The 22,293-nt window shown below is 72.2% G+C and carries 26 protein-coding genes; 1 reads left to right on the top strand and 25 read right to left on the bottom strand.

The window, feature by feature from the left end:
- Nucleotides 1-37 precede the first annotated feature (37 nt).
- The 22 genes from BI06_RS00520 to BI06_RS00420 form a co-directional block, all read right to left on the bottom strand.
- A complete protein-coding gene (locus BI06_RS00520; protein ID WP_043463606.1) occupies nt 38-361 on the bottom strand; it encodes a hypothetical protein in 324 nt (107 codons plus the stop codon).
- Nucleotides 358-2,268: a hypothetical protein gene (locus BI06_RS00515; RefSeq protein WP_082558159.1), complete on the bottom strand. Its 1,911-nt coding sequence runs from the start codon at nt 2,266-2,268 to the stop codon at nt 358-360. The genes BI06_RS00520 and BI06_RS00515 overlap by 4 nt, the downstream gene beginning before the upstream one ends.
- A gap of 290 nt (nt 2,269-2,558) precedes the next feature.
- Nucleotides 2,559-3,146, bottom strand: a complete 588-nt coding sequence (locus BI06_RS00510) for a hypothetical protein (RefSeq protein ID WP_149030200.1) — start codon at nt 3,144-3,146, stop codon at nt 2,559-2,561.
- A gap of 250 nt (nt 3,147-3,396) precedes the next feature.
- Nucleotides 3,397-5,466 (bottom strand): NAD-dependent DNA ligase LigA, encoded by a 2,070-nt coding sequence (gene ligA / locus BI06_RS00505; protein WP_051740042.1) that lies wholly within the window; start codon nt 5,464-5,466, stop codon nt 3,397-3,399.
- A gap of 131 nt (nt 5,467-5,597) precedes the next feature.
- On the bottom strand, nt 5,598-6,155 hold the full coding sequence (locus tag BI06_RS00500) for a hypothetical protein (protein WP_043463600.1): 558 nt from the start codon (nt 6,153-6,155) through the stop codon (nt 5,598-5,600).
- 116 nt (nt 6,156-6,271) lie between these two features.
- On the bottom strand, nt 6,272-6,451 hold the full coding sequence (locus BI06_RS00495; RefSeq protein ID WP_043463597.1) for a hypothetical protein: 180 nt from the start codon (nt 6,449-6,451) through the stop codon (nt 6,272-6,274).
- A 463-nt stretch (nt 6,452-6,914) separates the two neighbouring features.
- Nucleotides 6,915-7,244: a hypothetical protein gene (locus tag BI06_RS00490; protein ID WP_149030199.1), complete on the bottom strand. Its 330-nt coding sequence runs from the start codon at nt 7,242-7,244 to the stop codon at nt 6,915-6,917.
- A gap of 112 nt (nt 7,245-7,356) precedes the next feature.
- Entirely contained in the window at nt 7,357-7,893 is a 537-nt protein-coding gene (locus BI06_RS00485; protein ID WP_043463588.1) for a hypothetical protein, read from the bottom strand.
- 241 nt (nt 7,894-8,134) lie between these two features.
- Nucleotides 8,135-9,190 carry a hypothetical protein gene (locus BI06_RS00480; protein ID WP_043463585.1) on the bottom strand — a complete coding sequence of 352 codons (1,056 nt, stop codon included), beginning with the start codon at nt 9,188-9,190 and terminating at the stop codon, nt 8,135-8,137.
- 294 nt (nt 9,191-9,484) lie between these two features.
- A complete protein-coding gene (locus BI06_RS00475; protein ID WP_043463582.1) occupies nt 9,485-9,709 on the bottom strand; it encodes a hypothetical protein in 225 nt (74 codons plus the stop codon).
- A gap of 66 nt (nt 9,710-9,775) precedes the next feature.
- The gene (locus tag BI06_RS00470) at nt 9,776-10,219 is read right to left on the bottom strand and encodes a DUF4262 domain-containing protein (protein WP_043463579.1); all 444 of its coding nucleotides are present in this window, start codon (nt 10,217-10,219) and stop codon (nt 9,776-9,778) included.
- Nucleotides 10,220-10,307: 88 nt separating this feature from the next.
- Nucleotides 10,308-10,724, bottom strand: coding sequence for a hypothetical protein (locus tag BI06_RS00465; protein WP_043463576.1), 417 nt, complete (start codon nt 10,722-10,724; stop codon nt 10,308-10,310).
- A 49-nt stretch (nt 10,725-10,773) separates the two neighbouring features.
- Complete coding sequence (locus BI06_RS00460; RefSeq protein WP_043463572.1) at nt 10,774-11,067, bottom strand: hypothetical protein; 294 nt, start codon at nt 11,065-11,067, stop codon at nt 10,774-10,776.
- A gap of 109 nt (nt 11,068-11,176) precedes the next feature.
- On the bottom strand, nt 11,177-12,103 hold the full coding sequence (locus BI06_RS00455; protein ID WP_051740041.1) for a hypothetical protein: 927 nt from the start codon (nt 12,101-12,103) through the stop codon (nt 11,177-11,179).
- Entirely contained in the window at nt 12,100-12,894 is a 795-nt protein-coding gene (locus BI06_RS00450; protein WP_043463568.1) for a hypothetical protein, read from the bottom strand. The genes BI06_RS00455 and BI06_RS00450 overlap by 4 nt, the downstream gene beginning before the upstream one ends.
- Nucleotides 12,895-13,019: 125 nt before the next feature.
- Nucleotides 13,020-13,595: a hypothetical protein gene (locus tag BI06_RS00445; protein WP_051740040.1), complete on the bottom strand. Its 576-nt coding sequence runs from the start codon at nt 13,593-13,595 to the stop codon at nt 13,020-13,022.
- Nucleotides 13,596-13,731: 136 nt separating this feature from the next.
- Nucleotides 13,732-13,908: a hypothetical protein gene (locus tag BI06_RS50120; protein ID WP_158516353.1), complete on the bottom strand. Its 177-nt coding sequence runs from the start codon at nt 13,906-13,908 to the stop codon at nt 13,732-13,734.
- Nucleotides 13,909-14,125: 217 nt separating this feature from the next.
- Nucleotides 14,126-14,761, bottom strand: a complete 636-nt coding sequence (locus tag BI06_RS00440; protein ID WP_149030198.1) for a hypothetical protein — start codon at nt 14,759-14,761, stop codon at nt 14,126-14,128.
- A gap of 91 nt (nt 14,762-14,852) precedes the next feature.
- Entirely contained in the window at nt 14,853-15,881 is a 1,029-nt protein-coding gene (locus tag BI06_RS00435; RefSeq protein WP_233289961.1) for an N-6 DNA methylase, read from the bottom strand.
- A 133-nt stretch (nt 15,882-16,014) separates the two neighbouring features.
- Nucleotides 16,015-16,287: a hypothetical protein gene (locus BI06_RS00430; RefSeq protein ID WP_149030197.1), complete on the bottom strand. Its 273-nt coding sequence runs from the start codon at nt 16,285-16,287 to the stop codon at nt 16,015-16,017.
- An 8-nt stretch (nt 16,288-16,295) separates the two neighbouring features.
- Entirely contained in the window at nt 16,296-16,655 is a 360-nt protein-coding gene (locus BI06_RS00425; RefSeq protein WP_033821033.1) for a hypothetical protein, read from the bottom strand.
- A 45-nt stretch (nt 16,656-16,700) separates the two neighbouring features.
- A complete protein-coding gene (locus BI06_RS00420) occupies nt 16,701-17,285 on the bottom strand; it encodes a phosphoadenosine phosphosulfate reductase family protein (RefSeq protein ID WP_051740039.1) in 585 nt (194 codons plus the stop codon).
- Between the two features lie 181 nt (nt 17,286-17,466).
- Here BI06_RS00420 and BI06_RS00415 point away from each other — a divergent pair, with 181 nt between their 5' ends.
- Nucleotides 17,467-17,865 (top strand): DUF4399 domain-containing protein, encoded by a 399-nt coding sequence (locus BI06_RS00415; RefSeq protein ID WP_043463557.1) that lies wholly within the window; start codon nt 17,467-17,469, stop codon nt 17,863-17,865.
- 74 nt (nt 17,866-17,939) lie between these two features.
- Here BI06_RS00415 and BI06_RS55005 read toward each other — a convergent pair whose 3' ends face one another.
- Genes BI06_RS55005 through BI06_RS52215 form a run of 3 tightly spaced genes read right to left on the bottom strand, consistent with a single transcriptional unit; the run spans nt 17,940 to nt 22,264 of the window.
- Nucleotides 17,940-20,450 carry a site-specific integrase gene (locus BI06_RS55005; protein ID WP_304440867.1) on the bottom strand — a complete coding sequence of 837 codons (2,511 nt, stop codon included), beginning with the start codon at nt 20,448-20,450 and terminating at the stop codon, nt 17,940-17,942.
- A complete protein-coding gene (locus BI06_RS00405; protein WP_082558155.1) occupies nt 20,443-21,642 on the bottom strand; it encodes a site-specific integrase in 1,200 nt (399 codons plus the stop codon). The genes BI06_RS55005 and BI06_RS00405 overlap by 8 nt, the downstream gene beginning before the upstream one ends.
- The gene (locus BI06_RS52215) at nt 21,533-22,264 is read right to left on the bottom strand and encodes a hypothetical protein (RefSeq protein ID WP_199523216.1); all 732 of its coding nucleotides are present in this window, start codon (nt 22,262-22,264) and stop codon (nt 21,533-21,535) included. The genes BI06_RS00405 and BI06_RS52215 overlap by 110 nt, the downstream gene beginning before the upstream one ends.
- Nucleotides 22,265-22,293: the final 29 nt, after the last annotated feature.

The raw sequence follows: 22,293 nt of genomic DNA, 5'->3' as shown, positions 1-22,293 counted from the left end.
TTGCGGGAATGTCCGGCCGCCGGCGCCCCGAGAGTTCCTATCCGTGGTCGTGGCCAGGGTGTTCCGGGTTGCCGATCACCTGGAGGAGAGGGCGGAGCGACTCGGGCGCAGCAGGGTCGACTCGGACGATGTCGGAGCCGTTCCACTGAACGCTGGTCCCGGGTGCGAAGGTTCGGCCGCCGTCGTGGTCGTCGGGGTCGCCCGTACGCCGTGGCCGCAGGCGGAAGTGACCGGGCCTCGCCTGTGCGGGGTCGGGTTCGACGCACCAGCCGTACGGCTTGAGCCAGGCGTCGACTCCCGCGGTGTCGTCCGGATCGACGGGCAGCTGGAAGGTGTCCTCGGGACAAGGGTGGGTGGTCACGGCCGGAGCCTATCGGGGTCGTGGCCGCCCCGGGCTGCTCCGGGGCCGGTGGTGGCCGGGTTGGTGGTGAGCTCGTAGACGTGGCGGTCAGGGCGTGGCGGCAAATCCGGGCGCACGGTGGATCGGCGGATCCACCGGCGTTCCCGGGTGAAGGTCTCGCCCTCGATCGCGCCGTCCTTGTAGACGGGGCCGACCTTGCGGCCGGAGTCGTCGCGGATGCCGATCCGCACGCCGGGCTTCCAGTAGGCGCGGCGGGTGCCGGAGTGGCTCAGGGGCGTGCCGGTGCCGTCGGAGGGCTGGGATGCGGCGGGCTCGGTCGGCGGTGGCGTGTAGTCGAGGACGCGCATGCGGTGCAGGGCGCCGGCTCTGACGGCCGGGTCCTTGGCCAGGCGCTTGAGCTGGTTCGCGGAGTCCGGTTTGCCGGAGGTCCCGCGGACAGGCGGCTGGGGCGCGTTCATCCAGGCGGCGAAGCTCAGTTGGGCGGCGTAGGAGTAGAGGAGCCGGCCGGCGGGGTGGCTGCCGTAGGCGGCGGGCTGCAGGTACCAGCGGCGGGTGCCGCGGTCGTCGACGTCGGTGACCAGGACCAGGCCCATGCTGGCGTCGACGGTGTGGTCGGGGTGTGCGGCGAGCACCGCGCCGAGCACGGCCTGCTCGCGGCCCAGCACCACGCCATGGGCGGTCATGACCTCCAGCTCGTCGTCGTCGGCGCTGATCGCCCGGACCGGGACCGGCTCGTGGAGAACGAGGTTCCACAGCCCGGGCAGGCGCAGCGCCTGGAGGGTGCCGGCGTCGGGCTCGGCGGTGGTCGCGACGTCGAGGGCGAGGTCCGCGGGGACGAAGTGGGCGTGGTCGACGGCCAGGTAGGCCGCGGTGGTGGCCAAAGCGGCGATGCGGTGGGCCTGGAGGGCGGCGGGGCTGCGCCGGCGGTCGGGTTGGAAGGCCGCAGGGGCGACGAGGCCGGAGCGGATCGCGCTGAGGTGGGTGGGCACGAGGCCGCGCAGGTCGGTCGGGAGCCGGTCGGGGGACACGCGGGTGAAGCGGCGGTCCCACGCCCAGTCGGCCTCGCGGGTGGTGAGCATCAGGGTGGCCAGGCTGAGGCCGGGCCCGTCGCCGGCGTCCGGGACGTGGAGCTGCGTGCGGTGCTCGGGGGGCAGGTCGGCCCAGTTCAGGCCGTGCCGGGTGGCCAGGAGGGCGGTTGCGCCGCTGTCGGCCATGACCTGCTCGGTCCAGCCCCGCAGGCCGGCCTCCAGGTCGAAGCCGGAGTCGGCCGGGCCGTACCAGAACTGCTGCCAGGCCGGCCCGCTGGTGACCAGCCCCACCGCTTGCAGGTCGGTGCCGTCCGTCCGCTGGCCGGGCAGGCCGCGGGGCCCGTCCGCAACGCCGACGGTGGAGCGGAGCTGGCTGCGCATCGCGGCGGCGATGTCGGGGGCGACGGCGCGCAGCAGAGCCGGGTCGATGTCCGGGCTGAAGAGCAGGATCAGCTCGCTGCGGTCCTCATGGTCCTCGAGAGCGGCGTGGTCAGCGGCGAGGAACGCCGTGTCGGCCGGGATGTTGTCCGCGGCGGTGACCGTCACCCGGCGTCCGGTGCGGGTGGCGCCGGCGGCGCTGAGCGCGGCCGTGGCGACCTCCGCGCAGGGGCCGGGGGCGAGCGCCGAGACGAGAGCGGCGTCGCTGTGTCGAGCGACGGAGATCAGCAGGGTGCCGTCGCGCACCGTCATCGCGAGGTGGACGTCCGGGTCGTCCTGGACGAGGGGGTGGGCGGCGGCCTCGACCCGGGTCCACATCCCCGGCTCGATGATCCGCGCGCGCCCGTCGGGGGTGCGGCTGATGGTGCCCGGGCCGATCAGTGCCGCATTGACCAGCGCCTCGACCGACTGGGCGGGGGTCTGGCACCCCGGGCAGATCACCGCTCTGAGGACACCTTTGGCGTAGTCCCCGTTCCACTCGGACTGGTCGCTCGCTGCGGCGTGGCTGCGTGCGCAGCCTGAGCATCGGAGGGGGTTGGTGATCGGGGCAGGCATGGCCTCATCGTGCCCGATCCGGTAGGTGGTTCGGGTCTCTTTGCCCGAGGAGGGTGAGGGTTGGGGCGCGGACTTGACGGCGGTGTCCGCCAGGGGATCGCCGCGGGCGGTCGGCGGGCGCTGACCCGTCGGCTCGGGTTGGCCCGCGCCGGCGCGTTGGCTGTCCCGGGGATCGGTTACCGGTTGGCCTGCGGGCTTTCCCGTTTGCGGGGGCTGTGGATGTTGCAGGGGTTGCCGTTGCGGGTGGTGCAGCCGCTGCCGGGCCGGGCTTCACAGCGGGGGCAGGGGCGCTGGAGGGCGCGCAGGTTCTCCGTGTCGCGTCGTAGCCGCGCCTGCTCGGCCTGGGCGCGGCGGGCCGCGCGAGCACGGTCCTCCACTTCCTGGTGCTCCAGGCAGAGCTGGTGCCAGGCGTCGACCGGGCGTCCGCAGATCCGGATGCCGCGCGTCGGCTGCCCGGGGCGTGGATCGCGGTAGCAGCGGGGGCTGTCCGCCTGGCGCAGCCGCAGCTCCAGTTCGGGCTGGTGGACCGCCGCGGCGAGGTCGGCCAGGCTTTCCAGCAGGCGCTTGCTCGCGGGGACGTACCACTGGTCCATGTGGTCGCCGTTGACGTAGCCCGGCACGCACCGCAACTCGGATGCGGCGGTGAGGAGTTCATCTACGAGCGCGGCTGCTCGGTCGCGATCTGAGAGCTCTTGGCCCTCGGGGGCGTGCGCCGGCCGGGCGGCTGGGACGGGCTGCAGGTGCCGGTTCGCGCGCGGGGTCATGGTCCGTACCGTCCCACAGCGTTCGGATACGCGGTGGGCGATGGTACCTGCCATGGCCGTGAGGGCCCTCGTTCGGGTGACAGGGTCCGGGGCCGGCGGGGCGGCACGGACTGTTGGTGCTCCCACCCTCGGTGCCGGGGGCTGTCGCCAAGGCGGACCCTGCCCGGGGGGCGGCCCCGGATGGTGGGGAACGGGGAGCGGGGTGGGCACCGACGCGATGCCGGTGCCCACCCCGCTGTCGGGTAGGGGCTCAGGTGAGGTAGTTGGCCACCAGGGCGGCGAACTCCTCCGGGTTCAGCACGGTGATGCCGAGTTCGCGGGCCTTGGTGAGCTTGGAGCCGGCCTCGTTGCCGGCGACCACGAGGTGGGTCTTCGCCGACACGCTGCCCGAGGACTTTCCGCCTGCGGCCTCGATCAACTCGTTCATCTGGTTGCGCGAGAGGTGTTCGAGAGCGCCGGTCATGGAGCCGGTGACGACGACCTTCTTGCCCGCGAGGGGTCCTGCTCCGTCGGGTGCCGTGGTCGGAGCGGCGAGGTCGGTCGCACCGCTCACGCCGGTGGAGCCGGGCTCGACGGTGTTGACGCCTGCTGCCACGAGCTTGTCGAGTACGCCGCTCAGTTCCGCGAGTTCGGCGACGATGACGGGGGCCTTCTCGGGGCCGATCCCCTCGATGGCGGAGAAGTCGTCGGCGGTGGCGCTGCGGACCGCTTCGAGGGTTCCGAAGTGGCGGGCGATGCGGCGGGACATGGAGCGGCCGGTGCCGCGGATGCCGAGCGCAGCCAGAAGGCGGCTGAGGGGCTGCTGCTTGGACGCCTCGATGGCGGTGAGGAGCTTGTCGGTGCTGGCCTCGCCCATGCGGTCCAGGCCCAGGAGCTGGGAGCGGGTGAGGGTGTGGAGGTCGGCGATGTCGGTCACGAGGCCGGTCTCGACGAGCTGGTCGCAGAGCTTGGTGCCGAGGCCGTCGATGTCGAGCTGGTCGCGTCCGACGGCGTACCGGATGGCGGCGAGCTGGCCGCACGCGCGGCCCCGGACGCACCGCCACCGTTCCTGGGAGGAGTCGATGTCCGCCCCGCACCTGGGGCAGGCGGAGGGCGGGACGATGGGGGTCTCCTCGCCGGTGCGCTGGTCGGTCGCCGGGCGCTCGACGCGGGGGATGATGTCGCCAGCCTTGACCACGACGACGAGGGAGTTGAGCATCAGGCCGCGGCGGGCGATGTCGGCGGGGTTATGGAGGGTGGCAAAACCAACGGTGGAGCCGTCGATCTCGACGGGCTCCAGGATCGCGCGCGGCGCGATCACGCCGGTGCGGCCGACGTTCCACTCGACGCCGAGCAGGCGGGTGACGCGCTCGACGGCGGGGAGCTTGTAGGCGACCGAGTGGTGGGGGAAGCGGGAGCCGACGCCGGCGTCGGCCTGGTCGGTGGCGGTGTCGGCCTTGATGACGACGCCGTCGATTCCGAAGGGCAGGGTGGGGCGCAGCGCGGTGATCTCCTCGACGCGGGCCTGGAGTTCCTCGACGGTCGTGCAGAGCTTGGGGGCGGCGGGGGTCTGGGCGGGGGTGGCGATGCCGAGGGCGGCGAGGCGGTCGAGGATCTCGTGGTGGGCCAGGTGGGCCAGGTCGGTGGAGTGGCCGTCGAGGGGGAGGGCGGCGTACAGGTAGGCGGTTAGGGGGAGGGTGTAGGCGCGGTCGCGGGCACGGAGGGTTCCGGCGGCTCCGTTGCGGGCGTTGGCGAACGGGGCGTGGCCGTGCTCGGTGCGCACCCGGTTGGCGTCCGTGAACTGGGCGGTGGTGAAGAGGGCTTCGCCGCGGACTTCGAGCGTGGCGGGTTCGGTCAGGGTGGTGGGGAGTCCGTGGATGTTGCCGATCTGGTGGGAGACGTCCTCGCCGTGGGTGCCGTTGCCGCGGGTGATGATCTGGACGAGGCGACCGTCGCGGTAGCGCGCGGCGATGGCCAGGCCGTCGAGCTTGGGCTCGACCACCCAGCCCTGCGGGGTGCGGCCGATGCGGCGGGTGAGGGAGTCGGCCCAGTCCTGGAGGTCGGCCGGGCTGAACACGTTGCTCAGGCTCAGCATCTGGCTCGTGTGGGGGACGTCCCCGGTCACCGGAGCCGTGCCGACCTTGCCGGTGGGGGAGTCCGGATCACGCAGATCGGGGTTGGCCTGTTCGAACGCGGTGATGGCGAGCAGCAGGGTGTCGTAGGCGGTGTCGTCCAGCGGGGACTGGCCGTCGGTGTAGTACAGGGCAGCGGCGCTGTTGGCCTGCTGTACGGCCGCGCGGTAGGCGGTGGGGTCCAGGGCGGCGGCGGTGGTGACGGTCATGAAGTGATCCTCTCGTTCGGGTGTGACATCTGGGCTGGTGAGGCCCTGGTGGGTGCATATGAAGCGGTGATCTGCGCGGGATGCGCGCTGCCCGCGTGGCGGCGCGCATCCCGCTCGCTGGGGCGGCCGGCCTACGCGTCGTCGGCGGAGGCGGCGTAGGTGCGGTCGGCGCAGTCGCCGCACTCGCCGTCGTATCCCTCGCCGTCGGCGGTGGACTCGCGGCAGTCGGCGTTGGCGCACATGTCCTCGGCGCTGACCCCGTCCACCTCGACCAGTCCTTCGTCGCCCTGGTCGGCATCCAGGCGGAGCGCCCCCAGCGTGATGTTCCCGGCGGGCACCGCCGCGGTCACCGGGTGCATGCCGGTGAGTGCCGAGAGGGCCTCACGGGCCCGCTGCTCGGCGTCCTCGCTCACCTCGCCCTGGTCGCTGTAGGCGATAGCCATCACCTCCGCCGTCATCGGGTAGGTGTGGGCTCCCTCCAGGACCGCCGTCTCGGTGTCGGAGGTGACGCGGCCGGTACCGGTCTGGATGGTCACGCCGTTCAGGCGGAGACCTTCCAGGGTCAGCTCGGGCAGCAGTTCGTCGTCCCCGCTGATGGCGTCGAGGGCCTCGAACGCGCTCCGGCGGGTCTGGGCCCTGACGCTCAGGGAGATGGCTCCGCGGACGAGGTGGGCGTAGATGCCAGGCACGGGTGTCCCTTTCACGGCGGCGATGGCTGGATGCTGGTGGTGCGCGACCGCCGGGGCCGACCCGAGCAGTGGTTATAAGTTACAGCATCAATCCTCTTTCGGCAACGCCAGGCAGGCTACTGGAGGAACGGGGCGATGGCGCGGGTGAGGTCCTGGTGGAGGCTTCTGATGACAGCGAGGTGCGGCTCGCGGACCTCGGCTGCATCCCCGCCGCACTCCTCGTAGATGCCGGCGAGGGTGTTGCTCAGCTGGTCCGCGGCCTTGTGGGCCTGCCAGAGCTCGTCGGTTGTCGCCATGTGGTGCCTCCTGGTGGCGGGGTTCTCGGTGGTGCAGGGCTGGGGGTGGGCTGGGCGGGATCTGCGTCCGGCCGCGAAGGGGGCAGCAGCCGCAGTGGCGGGCACGGACGGACGCCGCTCCCCCCGCGCCGCAAGGCGGCTCGCTGCGTGGCGCGGTGGCCGCGGCCGGCTCCTGGAAAGAATCTTGAAATCGTCCGTGGGGTGGCGGCGCGAGCGCGACTTACAAGCGGAGCGCCGCGCGGGTCGGTACAACCTCGGTGCCTTCGGAGTACGGCGCTTCGGCGCAGCCGTGAAGGGGCGCGGGCTGGCGGCGGCGCGTGCATGTCGCCGGAGCCGCAGGCGGCAGGCCGCCGGGTGGCCCGATGTGGCGGCGGGAGCGGCCGTCCGTGCCGGGGTCGGCGGCCGGTGTTCGGGGGCCGGGGGCCGCAGGGACGGGCGGATCCGGAGCGTGCCGCGGAGGTGATCAGCCGGCGGCGCGGATGATCTCTTCCGCCCGGTCGGTGCCGTACTGGACGACGAGGTAGCGGACCTGGTCGGGCAGGCCGCCGTTGTTGACCTCGGCGGCCTGCCTGCCGGCCTCGTCGTAGATGTCGTCGATGAGCGTGTCGGTCTCGTCCTCGACGCTCTGGCCGGCGGTGCTGCCGTAGGTGGCCGCTGCGTCGTGCACGGCCTCGTCCAGATCGACGTCCTCGACCTGCAGCTCGTAGGCCAGGGCCAGGAGGCGCTCGGCCGCCTGCTCGCCGGCCGCCGACAGCGCAGCGTCCGCCTCGATGTCGAATTCGATGTCGGGCATGATCACGATCGGTCCTTCGAGTGGAGTGGCGGGTGTGGTCGTGGTCCGCGGGCGGCTCCGGGGGCGCTGCGGTGCGGCGTGCTCCGGCGCGGGGCCTGGTACGGCTGGGGCCCTACAGGAGCCCGAGGGTGGGATGCAGCGTCGTCGCCGAGAGCAGCACCGTGCCGTCGGGGTGGGCGCGGCGCAGCGCCGCGTCGGCCTTGAGGTGCTCGGCGTCGATCCGGACCCGCATGTAGGCGCGGACCACGCCGTTCGGCATGGCGTCCGGGTCGGTGACGGTACCGAGGACCCGGTGTGGAGGGTAGGAGACCTGGTCGCCCTCGACCACGTCGGCGATCAGCGCCCAGTGCAGATGCACCTCGGCCGTGGAGTAGGGGTCGAGCATGGAGCGCAGCTCGCGGTAACGGGCCACCTGCGACTGGTTGGCCGTACCCCGCACCACGGCCAGCTCCAGCGCGGTCAGTTCCTGGGTCCGTTCGGCGTGGTCGGGGAAGGCGGCCGGCTGCTCGGTCGTGGAGAGGAGGTCGACCGCCTGCCAGGTGATGGCGACCGGGCACCCCGGTTCGTCACAGGTGAGCACGGCGACCTCCAAGCCGTCGACGCGGTAGACGCGGCGGACAGTGGCGCAGGAGCCGTCGGCATCGGTCACGCTGCGCCCGGTCCAGGGGGAGGTCGGGAGGAGCTCGGCGGCCCCGGCGCCGTGGGTGTCCGCTGTGCCCCGAACGGGCTGCGCGGCTCCGCACCGCCCGGCTCCGGCTTCTGTGCAGTGTGTTCCCGAGCAGGCGCGGCAGGTCATCGGGATGGTCTCCTCGGTCGGGGCGGCCTGGGGTTGTCGGTGGGGCAGGGGCGTGGGCTACCGGGAGCTGGCGCACCTGGCAGCCCACGGGGTCTCACCGGCTCAGGGTGCGAACGACGGCCCGGGGCGAGGCAACGTCGCCGCAGTCCTCGGTGGGCTGCCGCTCGCGTACAGGGCGCGCGTGGACGGAACGGGCGGCTTCGAGGCCGCCGCCGACCCGGGTTGCGGCGTCGAGGTGGACGAGCGGGGTCTGCGCGCTGACCAGCTCGGAGGCGACGTGCGCGGACGAGGTGGTGGCCAGGTACCGGCCGCCCGCGCACAGGTGGCTGAGCCGGTGGTGGAGCGCGAGAGCCCGCTCCGGGGAGCCGGAGGCCGCGAGGTCGTCGACGCACACGCTGCCGTCGGCCGCCCCGATGATCAGGGCGGCGGTCGCGGTGCGCTCGAAGCGGGAGAGGGCGGCCAGCGGCAGCCAGCCGACGTTGCGGATCAGGATCTCCGGGTGGCTGACCGGGCCCTCGGAGGCGCGGATGTCCATGGCGTCTGCCACCAGCGCCGCGACGTGCGCCCGCAGCACGGTGTGGTCGTGGCCCGACATCCAGTGGAGGCGATTGGCGAGCCCGAGCGAGTTGCCCGGGACGTCCGGGTCGGCTGCGTCGAGATCGAAGCCGCTCACCAGGTCGAAGGCGAGCTTGGCCAGGGGCGTGTCGGTGTCCTCCAGAGAGATCGTCGTGGGGGCCGGCTGACCGCCGGGGCCGTGGTGCTGCGCGGTGATGGTGCTGTACTGCCGGTCGAGGCTGATGGTGTGGCCGGTGCGGCGGATGACCAGCTGAATCGTGAGGTTCGGGCTGCCGTCGGGTCCGCCCGGGAAGGCGTCGGAGGGCCGGGAGGCGGTGCCTTCGATGCGGATTCCGGCGGTCTCGATCTGGTGGCCGCTGGAGGTGCGGTGGAGCAGCGTGGCCGGGGCGTACCGGGTCGAGTAGCCGAGGGCCTCGTCGATGCCCCATGCCAGCGTGCGCTGGACCAGGGTCACGGCCTCCAACAGATGGGTCTTGCCGGAGCCGCTGCGGCCGGTGACGACGGTGTGGGGCTGGAGGTCGAGGCGGAGGTCGAGGAGGCTCTTGAAGCCGCTGACGTGGACAGAGGTGATCAAGGTGGGCTCTCCGTTGTGCGTCATAAGTAATAAGTTACAGCACATGGGCCTGCTTTGCAATGTGGTGAGTTCGGGTGGGGCTCGGCGGTTCTGCGGTGCGGGTGATGGAGCGGTGAAGCCCCGCTGTGCGGTCCGGCAGCTGGATGGCTCGGACAGGGACGGTGACCGCAGGGGGTGCGACGGGCGGTGTCAGCCGCCGGCCGCGGGTTCGCGGCTCCCGCGCTCGGGAGGCCGTTGGCCCACGTGCTGCTGGGCGGGCTCGGGCCAGGTGGTCGGTGCGACGTCGTCGACCGATCAGCCCATGTCGTTGGGTTCGAGGCTGAAGAACAGCACTGCCGCGATGGCACCGGGCGGGACCTGCATCTGGACGCGCGCGTGTGCGATCACGTCCTTGTAGACGGCCCGCCGCTTCGTGGTGACGTCGACGATGCCATCGCCCGTGCTCGTGATGGTGTGACCGCCCCAGGCCCACTGGAGGGTAGCGATCCAGTGGTACTCGGTAGGCGTCGTCCCGCTCATGGGGGTCCCGCTCCTTCCTCTCGACGTGGGCAGCCTGCGACGGATCGTTTCACAGGTCAGGTGGCGTCAGCGCAGGGGCTGCGGCCTGCTGGTGTCGTACGCCGGGTCGGTCGGGTAGCGACCTTCGGTGTCGGGCCACATCACCTGCCAGTAGCCGTTGCCGGGGTCGGTGCCGTACACCTCGCGGACGAGGGAGAACGGATGGGAGTCGTCGGCCCGGCGGAGCACCACCTGCGCGCCCTCCAGAACACCGGTGACGGCGGTGCCGTCGTCGGGGACGGCCGTGAGCGCGGCGGCAGTGCCGTCGAGGATCTGGCGGGCCTGCTCAAGCGGGAGTCCGCCGACGACGAGCTCGAGGTCGAGCCGGCCGCTGAGGCCGGTGGTGTACGCCCAGGTCAGCTGGTCGGTGTCGCTGGGACGGGGAATCACGGCGGCCATCACGTGGCCGTCCTGGTCGATCTGCTCCAGCAGCGCGAGCAGGAACGGGGTGGCGTCGGGCTGGGTGGGCATGTCGCCTCCTGTGCGGTGGGTCGAGGGGCCCTCGACAGGCGCCCGCCGAGGCGGGGCAGTGCGGGCGCCTGCCGGGGTGGGGGTCTGCTCAGGCGGCGTTGCGCGCCCAGGAGCGGATGGTGTCGGGGTCCTGGCCGTAGGCCGAGGCGGCGATGTCCGCCAGCTGCGCCTGCGGCTCGTTCAAGAGGGTCAGGACGGCGTTGACGAAGAGAGAGTCGCGATCGTTGGCCCCGTGGTGTTCGTGGCGGGCGGTGTCGTCGACCGCCCGATTGACCGCCTCGCTGACCTGGTCGTAGGTGAACGACGGGTCGCCGTGGTCGGCCAGGAGCCGCGCGGCGTTGCTCTCACGGTCCTTCCAGTCGCTGGCGGGGGCGATGAGGTACGCCAGGATCGTGGTGCGGAAGGACGGGAACGGGTCATCCGTGATCGTCTGCTCCGCTGCGCCGGCGGTCATCGCGGTGCCCTTGGTGACGGCGGCGTGGAGGTCCGAGAGGGTGAAGCTCATGGCTGACGCTCCTTCTGTTCGTATTGGGCGGCTTCGGGGCGGAGGCCGGTCACGGCCGACGGTCCGCGGCCTTCCTGCGGGCGCTGACCTCCGGGCACGTACAGCGCCACCGCTGGTGCGACCCGAAGTCGTACCCAGACAAGTCATCCAGCCTGACGTGGCAGCACGTCGTCCGGCCCAGGAGGCGGTCCGCTTCCTTGATGTAGTGGATGATCGGATCGCGCCCGAGCTTCGCGCGCACCCTGGCGGCTTCCTCGGCAGCCGTTCTGCCGATGGCGTGCACGGCGTCCCGTTCCTCCCGGGAGGCGTAGGGGTAATACGGATTGCGGTGTGCGGAGCTCATGCCTGTCTCCCGGTGGGGATCGCGTGGTCGGCGCCTGCGCAGGCCGCGCGGCCTGGCTCATGGGTGGCAAGGTGATTAATAAGTTACAGCATCAACTGTCGTTTTGCAATTACCGATCGGGTAAGCCGCTGGGGGTGTGGTGCTTGGGGTAGGGCAGGGCGGCCAGGGCGATGCGGGTACGGGTGCGCTCGGCCCTGGTTCGGCCGGCCCGCAGGGCGTAGCGGTAGGTGCCGGGGTGCCGGCGGCGCCGTGCCCCGATCTCGGCGAGCGCGCCGCGCAGCCAGGCTCGGGGGTCCTGTCCGGCGGTGGCCGGGGTGGCGCCAAGTTCGTGGAGACGTCGCGCGACGGCGGCGGCCCCGCTCTCCTGGCCGATGATCTTGGCTGTGCTGCGCGCCGTGAGGATGGTGCCGTCCGGCAGGAGGGTGAGGGTGCGGGGCGTGGCGCGGCCCGTGAAGCGGGCGTTGAGGGCCTGGTACATGATCCCCAGGTGACCGGTCGGGGATCCGAGGACGGTGCCGTCGGCGAGGCGGCGAAGCTGGGGTTCGGGGTCGGCGAAGGTGACCACGCCCCGGATCCCGCGGCCGGCGGCCAGGTGCAGGGAGCGGGTGACGGTCCAGCTCTCGCCGTTTCCGGGGACGGTGTCGTCCAGGCAGATGCGGCTCATATCAAGGCTCTGGACGAACGGTTCGAGGTCGGGGAAGACGTTGGTCAGGACCCGGTCGTTCATCGGGCTGCCCAGGACGACGACGCCGACGAGGCTGTGCCCCTGGACGGTGATGGCGTGCGCGTCGGGCACCGCCCGGAGGTCGAGGAGTCCGAAACGGTGGACTGTGGCCGGCCAGCCTGCGAGGTAGTGGTGGCGGGCGACGAAGGAGCGGGCGGGGGCTTCGGGGAGCTCGACGACCTCGTAGCGCCGCGGGTCGAAGCCGCCCTGCGAGGTGTGGACCCAGCGGGGGCTGTTGTCCCGCCAGCGCTGGGACCAGCCGTCGGCCCGCCCTGCGGCCGCGATCTCCGGTGAAGGCGGAACGGCGCTCACGCCACGGCCCCGGATGTGTCGGGTGCGGCCCAGGGCAGACCGTCGAGATACCTCTCGCGCCATCGCATGGCCTCGTGGATGCAGTTGGCCTCCGTCTTGTGTCCCGCCGAGCAGCCGCGCTCGTAACGGCCCCCGTAGGACCAGGCGAGACTGTCGGCGCTGGCGATGCCCGGGGCCGGGAGCAGCCGCAGGCCGGCGGACTTGGCTCCGAAGGCGTGCACGCGAATGCCCTGATGTGTGAGGTCCTCGAGCAGCAGGCTGATCCCGACCGAACCGGTGCGGCGGCAGATGCTGCCGACGCCGACGAGCGGCTCGCGGGTGAGGTCGACGCCGGCGGCGAGGTAGGCGTCCAGGTGCCGCCGGTAGCTCGGCGCGGTCCAGCCCTGCAGAACCGGGACGATCGGCAGGTCGGCGTCGAGGGTGCGCAGCTCCAGGAACCGCTCGATGGTCAGGGCCTGGTGCTGCTGCACGGTCATCCCGGTCTTGGCCAGGACGTCGGGCTCGTTCATGTAGTCCTGCGAGGAGGCCCACGCCATCGGGCCCATCTCGTCGCGGTAGCGGCGCAGCAGGCGGACGTACTCCGCGGGGGAGGTGCGCCACTCGCCGTACAGCGACAGCTCGGTGTACCCGGCGCTGTCGATCGCGTACGGGACGGTCGCCTCGGGGAAGCTCTTGCGCGGGGCGAGGGTGCGGCTGGAGACGAACAGCGGGACGCTCGCCGTGGAGAGCCAGGACGCGTGGTGGGTACCGAGCCAGAACCGGAAGCTCGGTGCGGGGTTGGGCGTTGGCATGGTGCCTTTCGGAAGTTGGAGTGGGAGGCCGCACGGCGCGGGTGTTGCCGGCGCCCTGCGGGAACGGCCGCGCCGGCCCAGCACGGGGGGTCCCGCGCGTTGCCGGGCCGGCCGCGGCTCGTCGGTCACCGCTGTTCGGCGATGCGGCCCGCGCTGTCGTAGCCGAAGGTGCGCTGGTTCGTGAACGGGTGGGCCACGAACACGGCGACCCTGTCCCCGTCCGCGGTGGGGCGGATCTCGATCCGGTAGTGCCGGGTCAGCCCGATGATCCACAGTTCGGGCTTGTCCTCGCTCCACCCGGAGGCGGTGGTCGGCTTGAGCGGGTTGGAGACCGCCCTCCGCTCGCTCGCCCGCCGGGCGTGGGAGCGGGCGATGTGCGGGCACAGGGTGATGGCGGCCTCGGCGCACGCGGGGTGCATCGGGGGGTCGCTGAAGGTCCGGGCCTCGGCGGCCTTGGTGCCGCCGATGAAGGCGACGAGTTCGGCCAGCGGGCGGGTGCACACGCCGCAGCAGCGCTCGGCACCCAGGCGCAGTGCTTCCGCGCCGTTCACGGTCGTGAAGTCGTGGCTGTCGCCGAAGCGGTTCACAGCGGGGATCGGCAGGCCGTTGCGGGGGTCGCGGGGGAGCGCGGTGATCTCGGCGGGCAGGTCGGACGGATCGGGAGCGGGCATGGTGAAGGTCTCCTTCGGTGCGGCGGGCATCGTGGCCGGCGCACCTGCGGGCGGTGTCGGCCTGGGCGGAGCGCGCGGGATGGTGCCCGGGTGGCCGGGGCCGGGCGGGAAGGTGCTGGGCGCCGCCTGCACGGGGCGCTCAGCTGGGGCCATCGGGGCCGGGGTGTCAGTGGTCGAGCGGCCCGGGAGCTGGGTCGTGGTGCTTGCCGCTGCGCGGCTGGTAGAGGCGGCAGCGCTGGCACAGCACCCCGGTTTCGGGGATCTGCTTCTGCTTCGGGGGCGGCGGGGGGACGATCGTGTAGGGGCGCAGATCGGTTCCGCCGCACATCGCACAGGTGTCCATGGCGTCTCCAGTGGTGTCTTCGATCCGGGCCCGTTCTCGCCCGGTCGGCCTGTTCGTGAAGGCCCGGGCGGGCGGGGCGACTCCGGCCATGGCGGGTGTCGGCGGCCGCGAAGCGCTCCGGGCGGGGGCCGGCCCGCGGCCCGGCCCTGGGCGGCCTGCGGTGCGCGCAGCAAGGGAGGTAGCACGGTGGCGCTGCGCCGCCGAGGCTTCCTCGACGTCAGACGAGGTCGAGGGTGGGGAGCAGTCCCCAGCCTTCGTGGCCGATGTGCCACGTGCTCTGGTCGTCCTCCCAGCCCCACGTCCTGGTGAACTGAGGGGTGAGTTTGACCCGCATGTGGGTGCGCCAGCCCCAGAGCCGGTCCCGCTTGACCTCGGGATCGGTCACGGTCATCTGGATGCCGAGGTTGCTCACGACCCGGTCTCCGGTCTGCACCCGCTCCAGAAGGGCGGCTTCCACATAGATCTTGGCGTGCTGGAACTGCGTGTAGAAGGCGGACCGGCGCTGGATGGCGAGGTGCGTGCGCCGGGTCGCCTTGCGCTCGGCTACGGCACCGTGGAGGGCGAGGAGTCGCCGGTAGTTGCGGAGGTAGGCCGTGCGCTGGGCGGCCGGGTGCTCGTCGGTCGAGAGCATGTCGGTGACCTCCAGGCGCAGCGTGTCGAAGACGTCCGCCCGGTGGAGGCAGAGGGCCACCTCCACGCCGAAGGGAGTCGCGTAGACGCGTTCGACGGTGGATCGGCTGCGGTGGGGGCCGCCGACGGTCAGGCCGAGCCAGGGGGAATCGGCGACCGGGTGAAGCTGGGGCTGGGTGAAGTGCGGGTAGGGGTCGAGGTCGTCGTTCGGGGGCACTGGCACTGGTCTGGACCTCCTTCGTGCTGCGGCGGGGGTAAGTCGGGCGGCGCAGCGAGCCAGAAATAAGTTACAGCACATGATGACTGTGGGCAACTCACGGTTGGTCGTGCTCGCCGGCATTGCGGCCGAGGTGTCGCAGGGCGCTCTCCTGGGCCGCGATGGTCCGGGCGGACGCGAGCACACGGTCGCGGTGCCTGGCGGCGGACTGCCGGCTGTCGAGGGCGGCGGTGTGCCGGTCTCCGGCGCGAAGGGTGTCCGAGCACGTCACCGTGGCCCCAGGGCCGAGGTCCCACACCAGGGCGTTCACCGCTGCCGCTGCCGCCGCCAGCGGGTCGAGCTCCTGGAGGTGCCAGGTGTGCTGGTGAGGGTCCTCGCCCTGTTCCCGCATGGCCTGGGCCGCCGCGCGGGCCAGGCCGCCGGTGCCGGCAGCGAGTTCGCCGACGGTGCGGTCCGCAGCCGGCGCGGAGTCGGTGAGCATCCTGGCGATGAGGTCGCCGATGTGGGCCGGCGTCTGGTACTCGCCGCGTGGAGCGCGCTCGGCGCTGTGCCGCAGCCCGTTGAGCGCCCAGAACATGACGTCGACGCGGGACCGAAGGTAGGGGTCGCGGTGGCCGGTGGCTCCGAGGATCCCGCTGCGCAGGGCGGCGTCCGCCACTGCCTTGGCCGCGCCGACGGTTGCAGCCAGGTGCTCTTCCTCGGCCCAGCTCAGCAGTGGCAGGGCCGTCTCCATCAGGTCCGGACGGCGGACCCAGTGCCAGGCCGCGACCTGGCCGACCGTCGCGGGCCACCGTACGGCGGGCTGCCGGGTGATGAACGCGGCCAGCGCGGGAGCGTGGCCGGCGCCGTCGGTCTTGATGGGCCACAGGGCGAGGGTGGCGACGATGCCCAGGGGGATGTCGGTCCGGGCCCCGCCGCCACCGCTCCACCATGCGCGGGCGATCGCCTCGGCGAACCGCGGTCCGTCGAACGCGGCAGCATCGGCGGGTGGGAGCGCGGCGCGACCTGCGGGTCGGTCGGCTGTTGCGGGGCCGGTCGCCGGCGCCAGGGCGTCTAGGCCTTCGGGCGAGGGCGGTACGGCGGCCGGACCGTGGCGGCCGTCGACGTGCGGTCGGCCGCCGGTCACGATGGCCCGCTCCCGCACGCGGGGGCGGGCCGAGGAGGCGCCGGAGCGGCGACACCGCGGCCCGGCCCCGGGCGGGGTGCCCGCCGGTCCGGCCGGCCCGCAGGCTGCCTGTGGGCCGGGGCCCGGCAGCCGGTCACTCGGAGCCGTCGCTGGTGAGCCGGAAGGGCTTGGCCATCTGGTCGAGGCAGTGCGCGAGCGACTCCGCGGCCACTCCGTCGGCGTCGCAGTCGACGCAGGCCGTCATGGCCTCGCCGCTCTTGACGTCGCGGATGCGCAGCGTTGCCGGCACGGTGCGATCGTTGAAGCACAGGCAGGGCAGGCAGACGGCGGTCGGGTCGAGCAGCGCTTCGGTGGCGAACTCGTACGTGCCGAGGTCCCCGGCCCCGGGGGTGTCGGTGCTGGTCATGGTGCTCACTATTCGTGGTCGGTGGGCTCGGGAGCCCAGCGCGCGGGCAGGGTCGGGTCACCGGCCGCCTCTCGCTCGTCGTCGGCGAGATCGGCGGCCTTGAGGCGGGCCACGTGGGTCCCGGGAGCGGTGTGGCCGCTGGGGCGGCGGCAGCGCCGGCCGGGAACGGCCAGGCAGGTCGGACAGGTCAGGGCCATGGGGCAGGTGTCGCCGAGGTCGAAGCCCTCGCAGGTGGCGCAGCGGGGGCCGGGCTGCAGCGGATCGCCGGTCAGGTCGATGAGCTCGCCCGCCTGCAGGAGCAGGTGCGCGGCGGCCGGGTCGCCCGGCGACGGGACGGGCTGGCGGTGGACGTGCGGTGTGGGTGGCACGGGATTCCTCAGGGCGGTGCCAGGCCGGCGTCGGTGCGGCCGTGGTCAGGTTGCGAGAGCGAGGTTGTCGCGCCACTGCTCGGCGGCGTCCTCGCCGAGGTGCCGGCGGATTGCGTCGCCCCGGTCCCAGGCGAGCGGCCCGTCGAGGGCGTCGATCATGCGGGCGGCGGCGACGATCCCGCCCAGGGTGACCCCAGGCTTGAAGGTGTGCCCGATCCGGCGCTCCAGGTCGGTGTAGACCTCGGGAGCGGTGAGGCCGAGGGCGAAACAGGCCCTGGTGGCCAGGATGAGAGCGGCCTCCGGCGCGATCACGCAGTACACGCACGAAAGGCGGTCGAGCCCGCAGTCGTAGACCGGGTGGTACTCCAGACCCTGGTCACGGATCTCCCGCCAGACCTCGTCGCTGCTGAGGCCGTGGATGATGTTCCAGGTCAGGACCAGGCGCCGTCCACTGCTGGCGCGGGTGTCGATGTCCAGCACCGGCTTGAGGGCCCGGGTGCGGGACTCGCCGCCGCGCACCCCGTACACCGACAGGAGCAGGGCCTGGCTGTCGAGGCCGAGCGCGGTGGCGATCTCCGTGTACAGGTGCGCGCTGGCGTCGCGCTTCAGCGTGGAGGTACTTCTCTGCACTAAGTCAAGGTGTGCTTCAGTCCGCTGAGAGGAGGGGGTGCGCAAGCCGAACGATACAAATTCACCCCAACGGGTGAAGATCGAGACCTTCCCTGCTTGTTCGCGCCGATGGTCGCCACGATGAGTCGTGAGTGATCGCCGGCGACCACGCCGGCCCATGAGGGAAGGTCGGAAACATCTGATGGTGGATGCACTGAAATCGCGGCAGGCCCCGGAGGGCGCTCAGGTCTTCTTCGTCTCGCCCGCTGCCGGGGCAACGGTCGAGAAGACGTTCACCGTCAAGCTCGGCGTCGAGGGCATGGGGCTCAAGCCTGCGGGCGATCAGACGCCACACACCGGTCACCTGGTGGTGGCGATCGACGCTCCGGCCTTCCGCAGTGACCAGCCGGTCCCGACCTCGCGTGTCGAGCCGGGCGCCGTCCTCGCCACCCCCGCTGTCGTCAACCTCAGCAAGGCCGAGACGACGGCGGAATTCGTGCTCGCCCCCGGGCAGCACACGCTTCGCGCGGAAATCGTCGATCAGTACCACGTGCCGTTCAAGCCGAGCATCTCCAGTGAGATCACCGTCACCGTCGCCTGACGCAGCGGCTTCGTGGCTGGGCCCCGCCCGAAGGGCGGGGCCCAGCGCATTTGAAGAGCGCACTTCGCGATCTGTCAGTTGCTCATGGTGACATCCGGTGGGGTGGAGCCCGGTCGGCTGGTGGGCATGCCGAGCGTGACGGTGGTTCGGCGGGTGAGGCGGGCGGCGTCGGCTTGCTTGGCGCGGACGAAGGTCAGGGTCAGGTCGATGCCCTCGATCTCCCCGAGCCACTGCTCTTCCTCGGCGCGCTTGCGCCGCAGGATGAGGTCTGTCTCGATCTCCGCGAGGCGGGGCAGCATCTTGGGGTTGACCTGCAGGACGGGGCAGCGGATGCAGGCGTGTTCGTGCTGGCAGGGCGATCCGTAGGGGCGCGCGCAGTTGCCGAGCTCGACCTTGCGCCGGTCGAAGTGCTCCTCGAACTCCGCCCACTCCTCCGCCGTGACGTCGGCGTACTCCTCCTCCGGCCGCATGGACCGGCGGTTGTTGAGGAACTCCTGGAACGACTTCACGACGTCTTCGGCGAAGACCGCGACATAGCCCTGGGTGGTCTGCAGGTTGAGGTGGCCGAGCAGGGCGGCGCCGATGTGGATCGGCAGTCCGCCGTTGACGATCTCGGTGGCGAACAGTCGGCGGAAGTCGTGCGGGGTGAACTTGGTGTCCTCGAACGCGGGGTTGGTGGCGGCGATTTCCTCGCAGCTGCGGCCGATCATGTGCAGGACGGTGGCCGGCGAGATGACGTTCAAGACCGTCCCCAGTCGGCGCTGGAAGAGGAACGGCATGGGCTCTGACCAGGTCTTCTCGTGCCCGTCGTAGCGGGTGAGGAGCTGGATGGGCCGACCGCCCCTGGTGTGGCGGCGGATGATCTGGGCGATGACGTGGAACAGCTCGGCAGACATTGGGATGACCCGCTCGCGTTCGCTCTTGGACGGGGCGACGACCAGCAGGGCGATGACCTCGCCGTTGGGGCGCTCGTATTGACGGATGCTCAGGTGGGTGAGCTCGGTGAGCTCCTCGACCCGGATGCCGCTGTGCCGGAGCACTTCGACGGCGGCCCACTCCCAGAACGCGGCGTCCTCAACGAGGGTGAGGTTGATCGTCTCGCCGGTGGCGTGGTCGACGACGCGGACGGCTGGATCGGTCAGGATCTTCGCGCGGCGCCGGTCCTCGCGGGAGTCGGAGCGGCTGTAGCGGTGGCCGTTGTGGGTGAACGTCTGGCCGAGCGGGAGAGTGCGGGCGGCGTCCAGCAGGCCGGCCAGGTGCTCGAACCGGTCCTCCAGGTGGCGGACCAGGACGGGCAGCAGGGGCTGGCGGACGCGGGTGCGGTCGGCCATGCGCCGGTTGACGTCACGTCGGCGTTTGCCGAAGCCCTTGAGGTCGCGGGGCAGGATCGGGCAGGGCGCGACCCAGTGGGCCCAGCGTTCGGGCTCGGCGACGGCCCAGCTGTGCAGGTCCATGTAGAGACCGCGGACGGCCAGCAGGACGGAGGCGACATCCTTGCGCCGACGGGTGTAGTCGGTGCGGCCGTTCTTGCGCCAGTACTGGATCTCCGCCCGCCACTGGTCGTAGAGCTCCGGGCTGAGGGCCAGGTCCTTCTGGCCGGGGTTGAGCTCCTCGACGACGTCCCAGAACTGCCCGGCGATGTTGCGGGCGAGGCCCTCCAGGGTGTTGTAGTCGGTGTCGGCCCGGCGGCGGGTGAGGTAGTCGACCAGGAGCTGGCGGACGTCGGCGTTGGCGAAGCGGTAGCGGCCGACGAGTTCCTCGACGGTGCGCTGGCCGTTGTAGATGAACGTCCGCAGGGTGGGCGCGGTGCCGGCCGGGAAGTGGCCGATCTTGTGGAGGATCTCCCAGGCGGCGAGCGCGGAGAAGCGGGTGGTGTCGTTGTTGGCGCCCGGCGTCACCCCCAGGCGCTTGCACTCCAGCGAATAGTGCAGCAGCGCGGACGGGGTCAGGTCGGCCAGGTCGATTCCCTGGGTGGTGAGCGCGCAGGCGACGTCGAACTTGGCCCGGTTGCGGTGGACCTCGCTGATCTGGAGCTGGGCGTCGACGGCCGCGTAGTAGGCGTCGACGAGGGGGTCGTTCTGGATCTTCCGGAACGTCTCGGGGTAGCCGGCGAACCGGTTGGCCCGGAATCCGGCCAGTGAGGGCTGGATGATCCGGGCGGAGAACACCGCCCTGAGCGCCGCCGTCGCGTTGCTGCCGTCGTAACCGATCCCGGGACGGCCCAGGATGTTGACCGGCGGGGCCTTCTCGACGTTGAAGCCGCTGTTCTCCCAGCGCTCCTGCCAGGTGGCGCCGGGCAGGGTCTCAAGGTGGCCGAACAGCACCCGGACGCCGGCTGCGAGCTTGATTGCTCCGTGCCGGGTGCGGGTCGGGCTGATGTCGCGGACCAAGTCGGCGACCTCTTCCGTGCCGGCGGTCGACCAGTCGCCGACCGGGGCCGGGGGCTTGTCGGGCCGGGGTGCCGGGGCGGCCTTGACCATGGCGCTGGTGAAGCGCGTCGGCTCCGGCGTGCGCGGCATCTCGTCGTAGTTCTGGCGCCGGTTGCGGGTGGTGTAGGTCTCGGCGAGGACTCCGCGGTTAGCCACCGAACACCGCCTTCATGTCCTCAGGGTCGTAGCCGGGGGCGAAGGTCCGCTGGACGCGGGGCCGGTTGTAGTGGGCCTGGAGGGCGTCGAAGAGGTCCTCGACGCGCTCGTTCAGGTAGATGCCGGTGGTGGCCAAGTCGGAGTGCCGCAGGATCGCGCGGACCTGGGCGAGAGTGAGGCTGGGGTCGTTGGCCATGCGCTTGGCGGCGGTGTGCCGCAGGTCATGCAAGGTCCAGTTCGTGCCGAGCTTCTCGTTGGCGCGCTGGATCACCCGGCGCATCGCCCAGTAGGTCAGCGGCCGGTCCGGGCCCCGGCGGGTGCGCAGGACCGGCTCGGTGGCCGGCGGCAGGCCGATCGTGTCGAGGTAGGCGGCCAGGATGATGAGGGCCTGGGGGCTGGCCGGGACCTGTTCGCGGTCGTCGGTGCCCTTGGTGACGACCCAGAACAGCTGCTTGGCCCAGTCGATGTCGCAGGGCCGGACGCCGAGCAGTTCGCTGGCGCGGGCGCCGCTGGAGACGTAGAGCAGGACGGCGGCGCGGTCCCGGTCGCAGGTCATCGCCCCGAAGAACTCGTCCCAGAGCGAGTCGGGGATCGAGCGCGGAGCGGTCTTGGGGACCTTCTGGCGAAGGCGTGAGCGGCGGAACGGCGTGCGCGGGCTGTCCGGGCTCTTGCTGGGCGCGGTCCGGCGCACCGGCGCCGACTCCGGGACCGGGTTGACCAGCGGGCCTCGGTTGTAGTGCCGGTGGTAGGCGTAGAAGCTGCTGACGACGGTCAGGCAGTGGTTGATGGTGGTGGGCGCGTAGCCGGCCTTGAGGTAGGGCTTGCCGGTGCGCGGGTTCACCGACCCGGGCGGCGGGGAGTCGGGGTTGCTGCGGCGGCGCTGCGGGTTCGGGGCGACGCGCAGCCAGCCGACCATCGCGGTGGTTTCGGCCTCGGTCGCGCGGTCCCAGTCGACATCGAGGTGCCAGAGCACCCGGAACCATCTCAGCAGGTCATAGGCGTAGCTCTTGGCGGTCAGCGGCCGGTTGTCGTCTAGGACCAGGCCGAGCAGGTATGGGGCGACCGGGGCGACGACGTTGCCGTCAGCGTCCAGGACGGCGTACCCGGGTATGGACTCGATCTTGGTGACGGACCCGATCCGGGGCACATTGGCCCGCCCCTCGATCAGCTGGCGGTGGAGGTCTTGCTGCACAACGTTCCTTGCAGGTGGAGAGCGTGTCGCTCCATGATCGGAAGCGGTTAGTGCAGTTAACACACCACAGCCTGCGCGCGGCGTCGGGCCACATTCCACGGGCCTCGACCATGCCGAGGAACCCGCCCGCGGCCGCGACGACCACGAACCGCAGCCCGTACCGCTCGGCCTGGCGCTGGGCGAGCTCGCGCACCCCCGGCCACTCGGTGCCGGGTCCGAGGTCGGCGTGCACGACGACGACCTTGTCCAGGCAGCCGGCCGCCTTGGCCGCCATGACGGTCCGGTGCAGGGCCACGACCGAATCCTTCCCGGCCGAGGTGTGCACCAGCACGGCGTCGGCGCGGCGGATCAGCGCCTGCGGGTCCGCGCCGAGGCGGGCGAGGAACGTGGTGGAGGCAGTGGCTGCCGGGCCGTGGAAGCGGGTGCCGTGGAGTGCCTGCCAGGCCCTGCGCCAGGCCTCGTCGTCGTGGCGGACCCTGCGGCCGGCCGCCCGGAGCCGGCGGTGAGCGGCCCTCTGCTTGGGGCCGGGCGGCTCCCGGCGGGCGGCCCGGCGCGCGGTCCGCACAGCCCGCCCGCTCTGGATGCCCAGGCGCAGACAGTCCAGCAGAACGGTGTCGGACACGGGAGCGGCGCTGCTCCGCACCGGGCCGG

The organism is Kitasatospora sp. MBT66 (assembly GCF_000710405.2).
GTDB lineage: Bacteria > Actinomycetota > Actinomycetes > Streptomycetales > Streptomycetaceae > Kitasatospora > Kitasatospora purpeofusca.
This window is presented reverse-complemented; position numbering and strand designations above follow the sequence as displayed.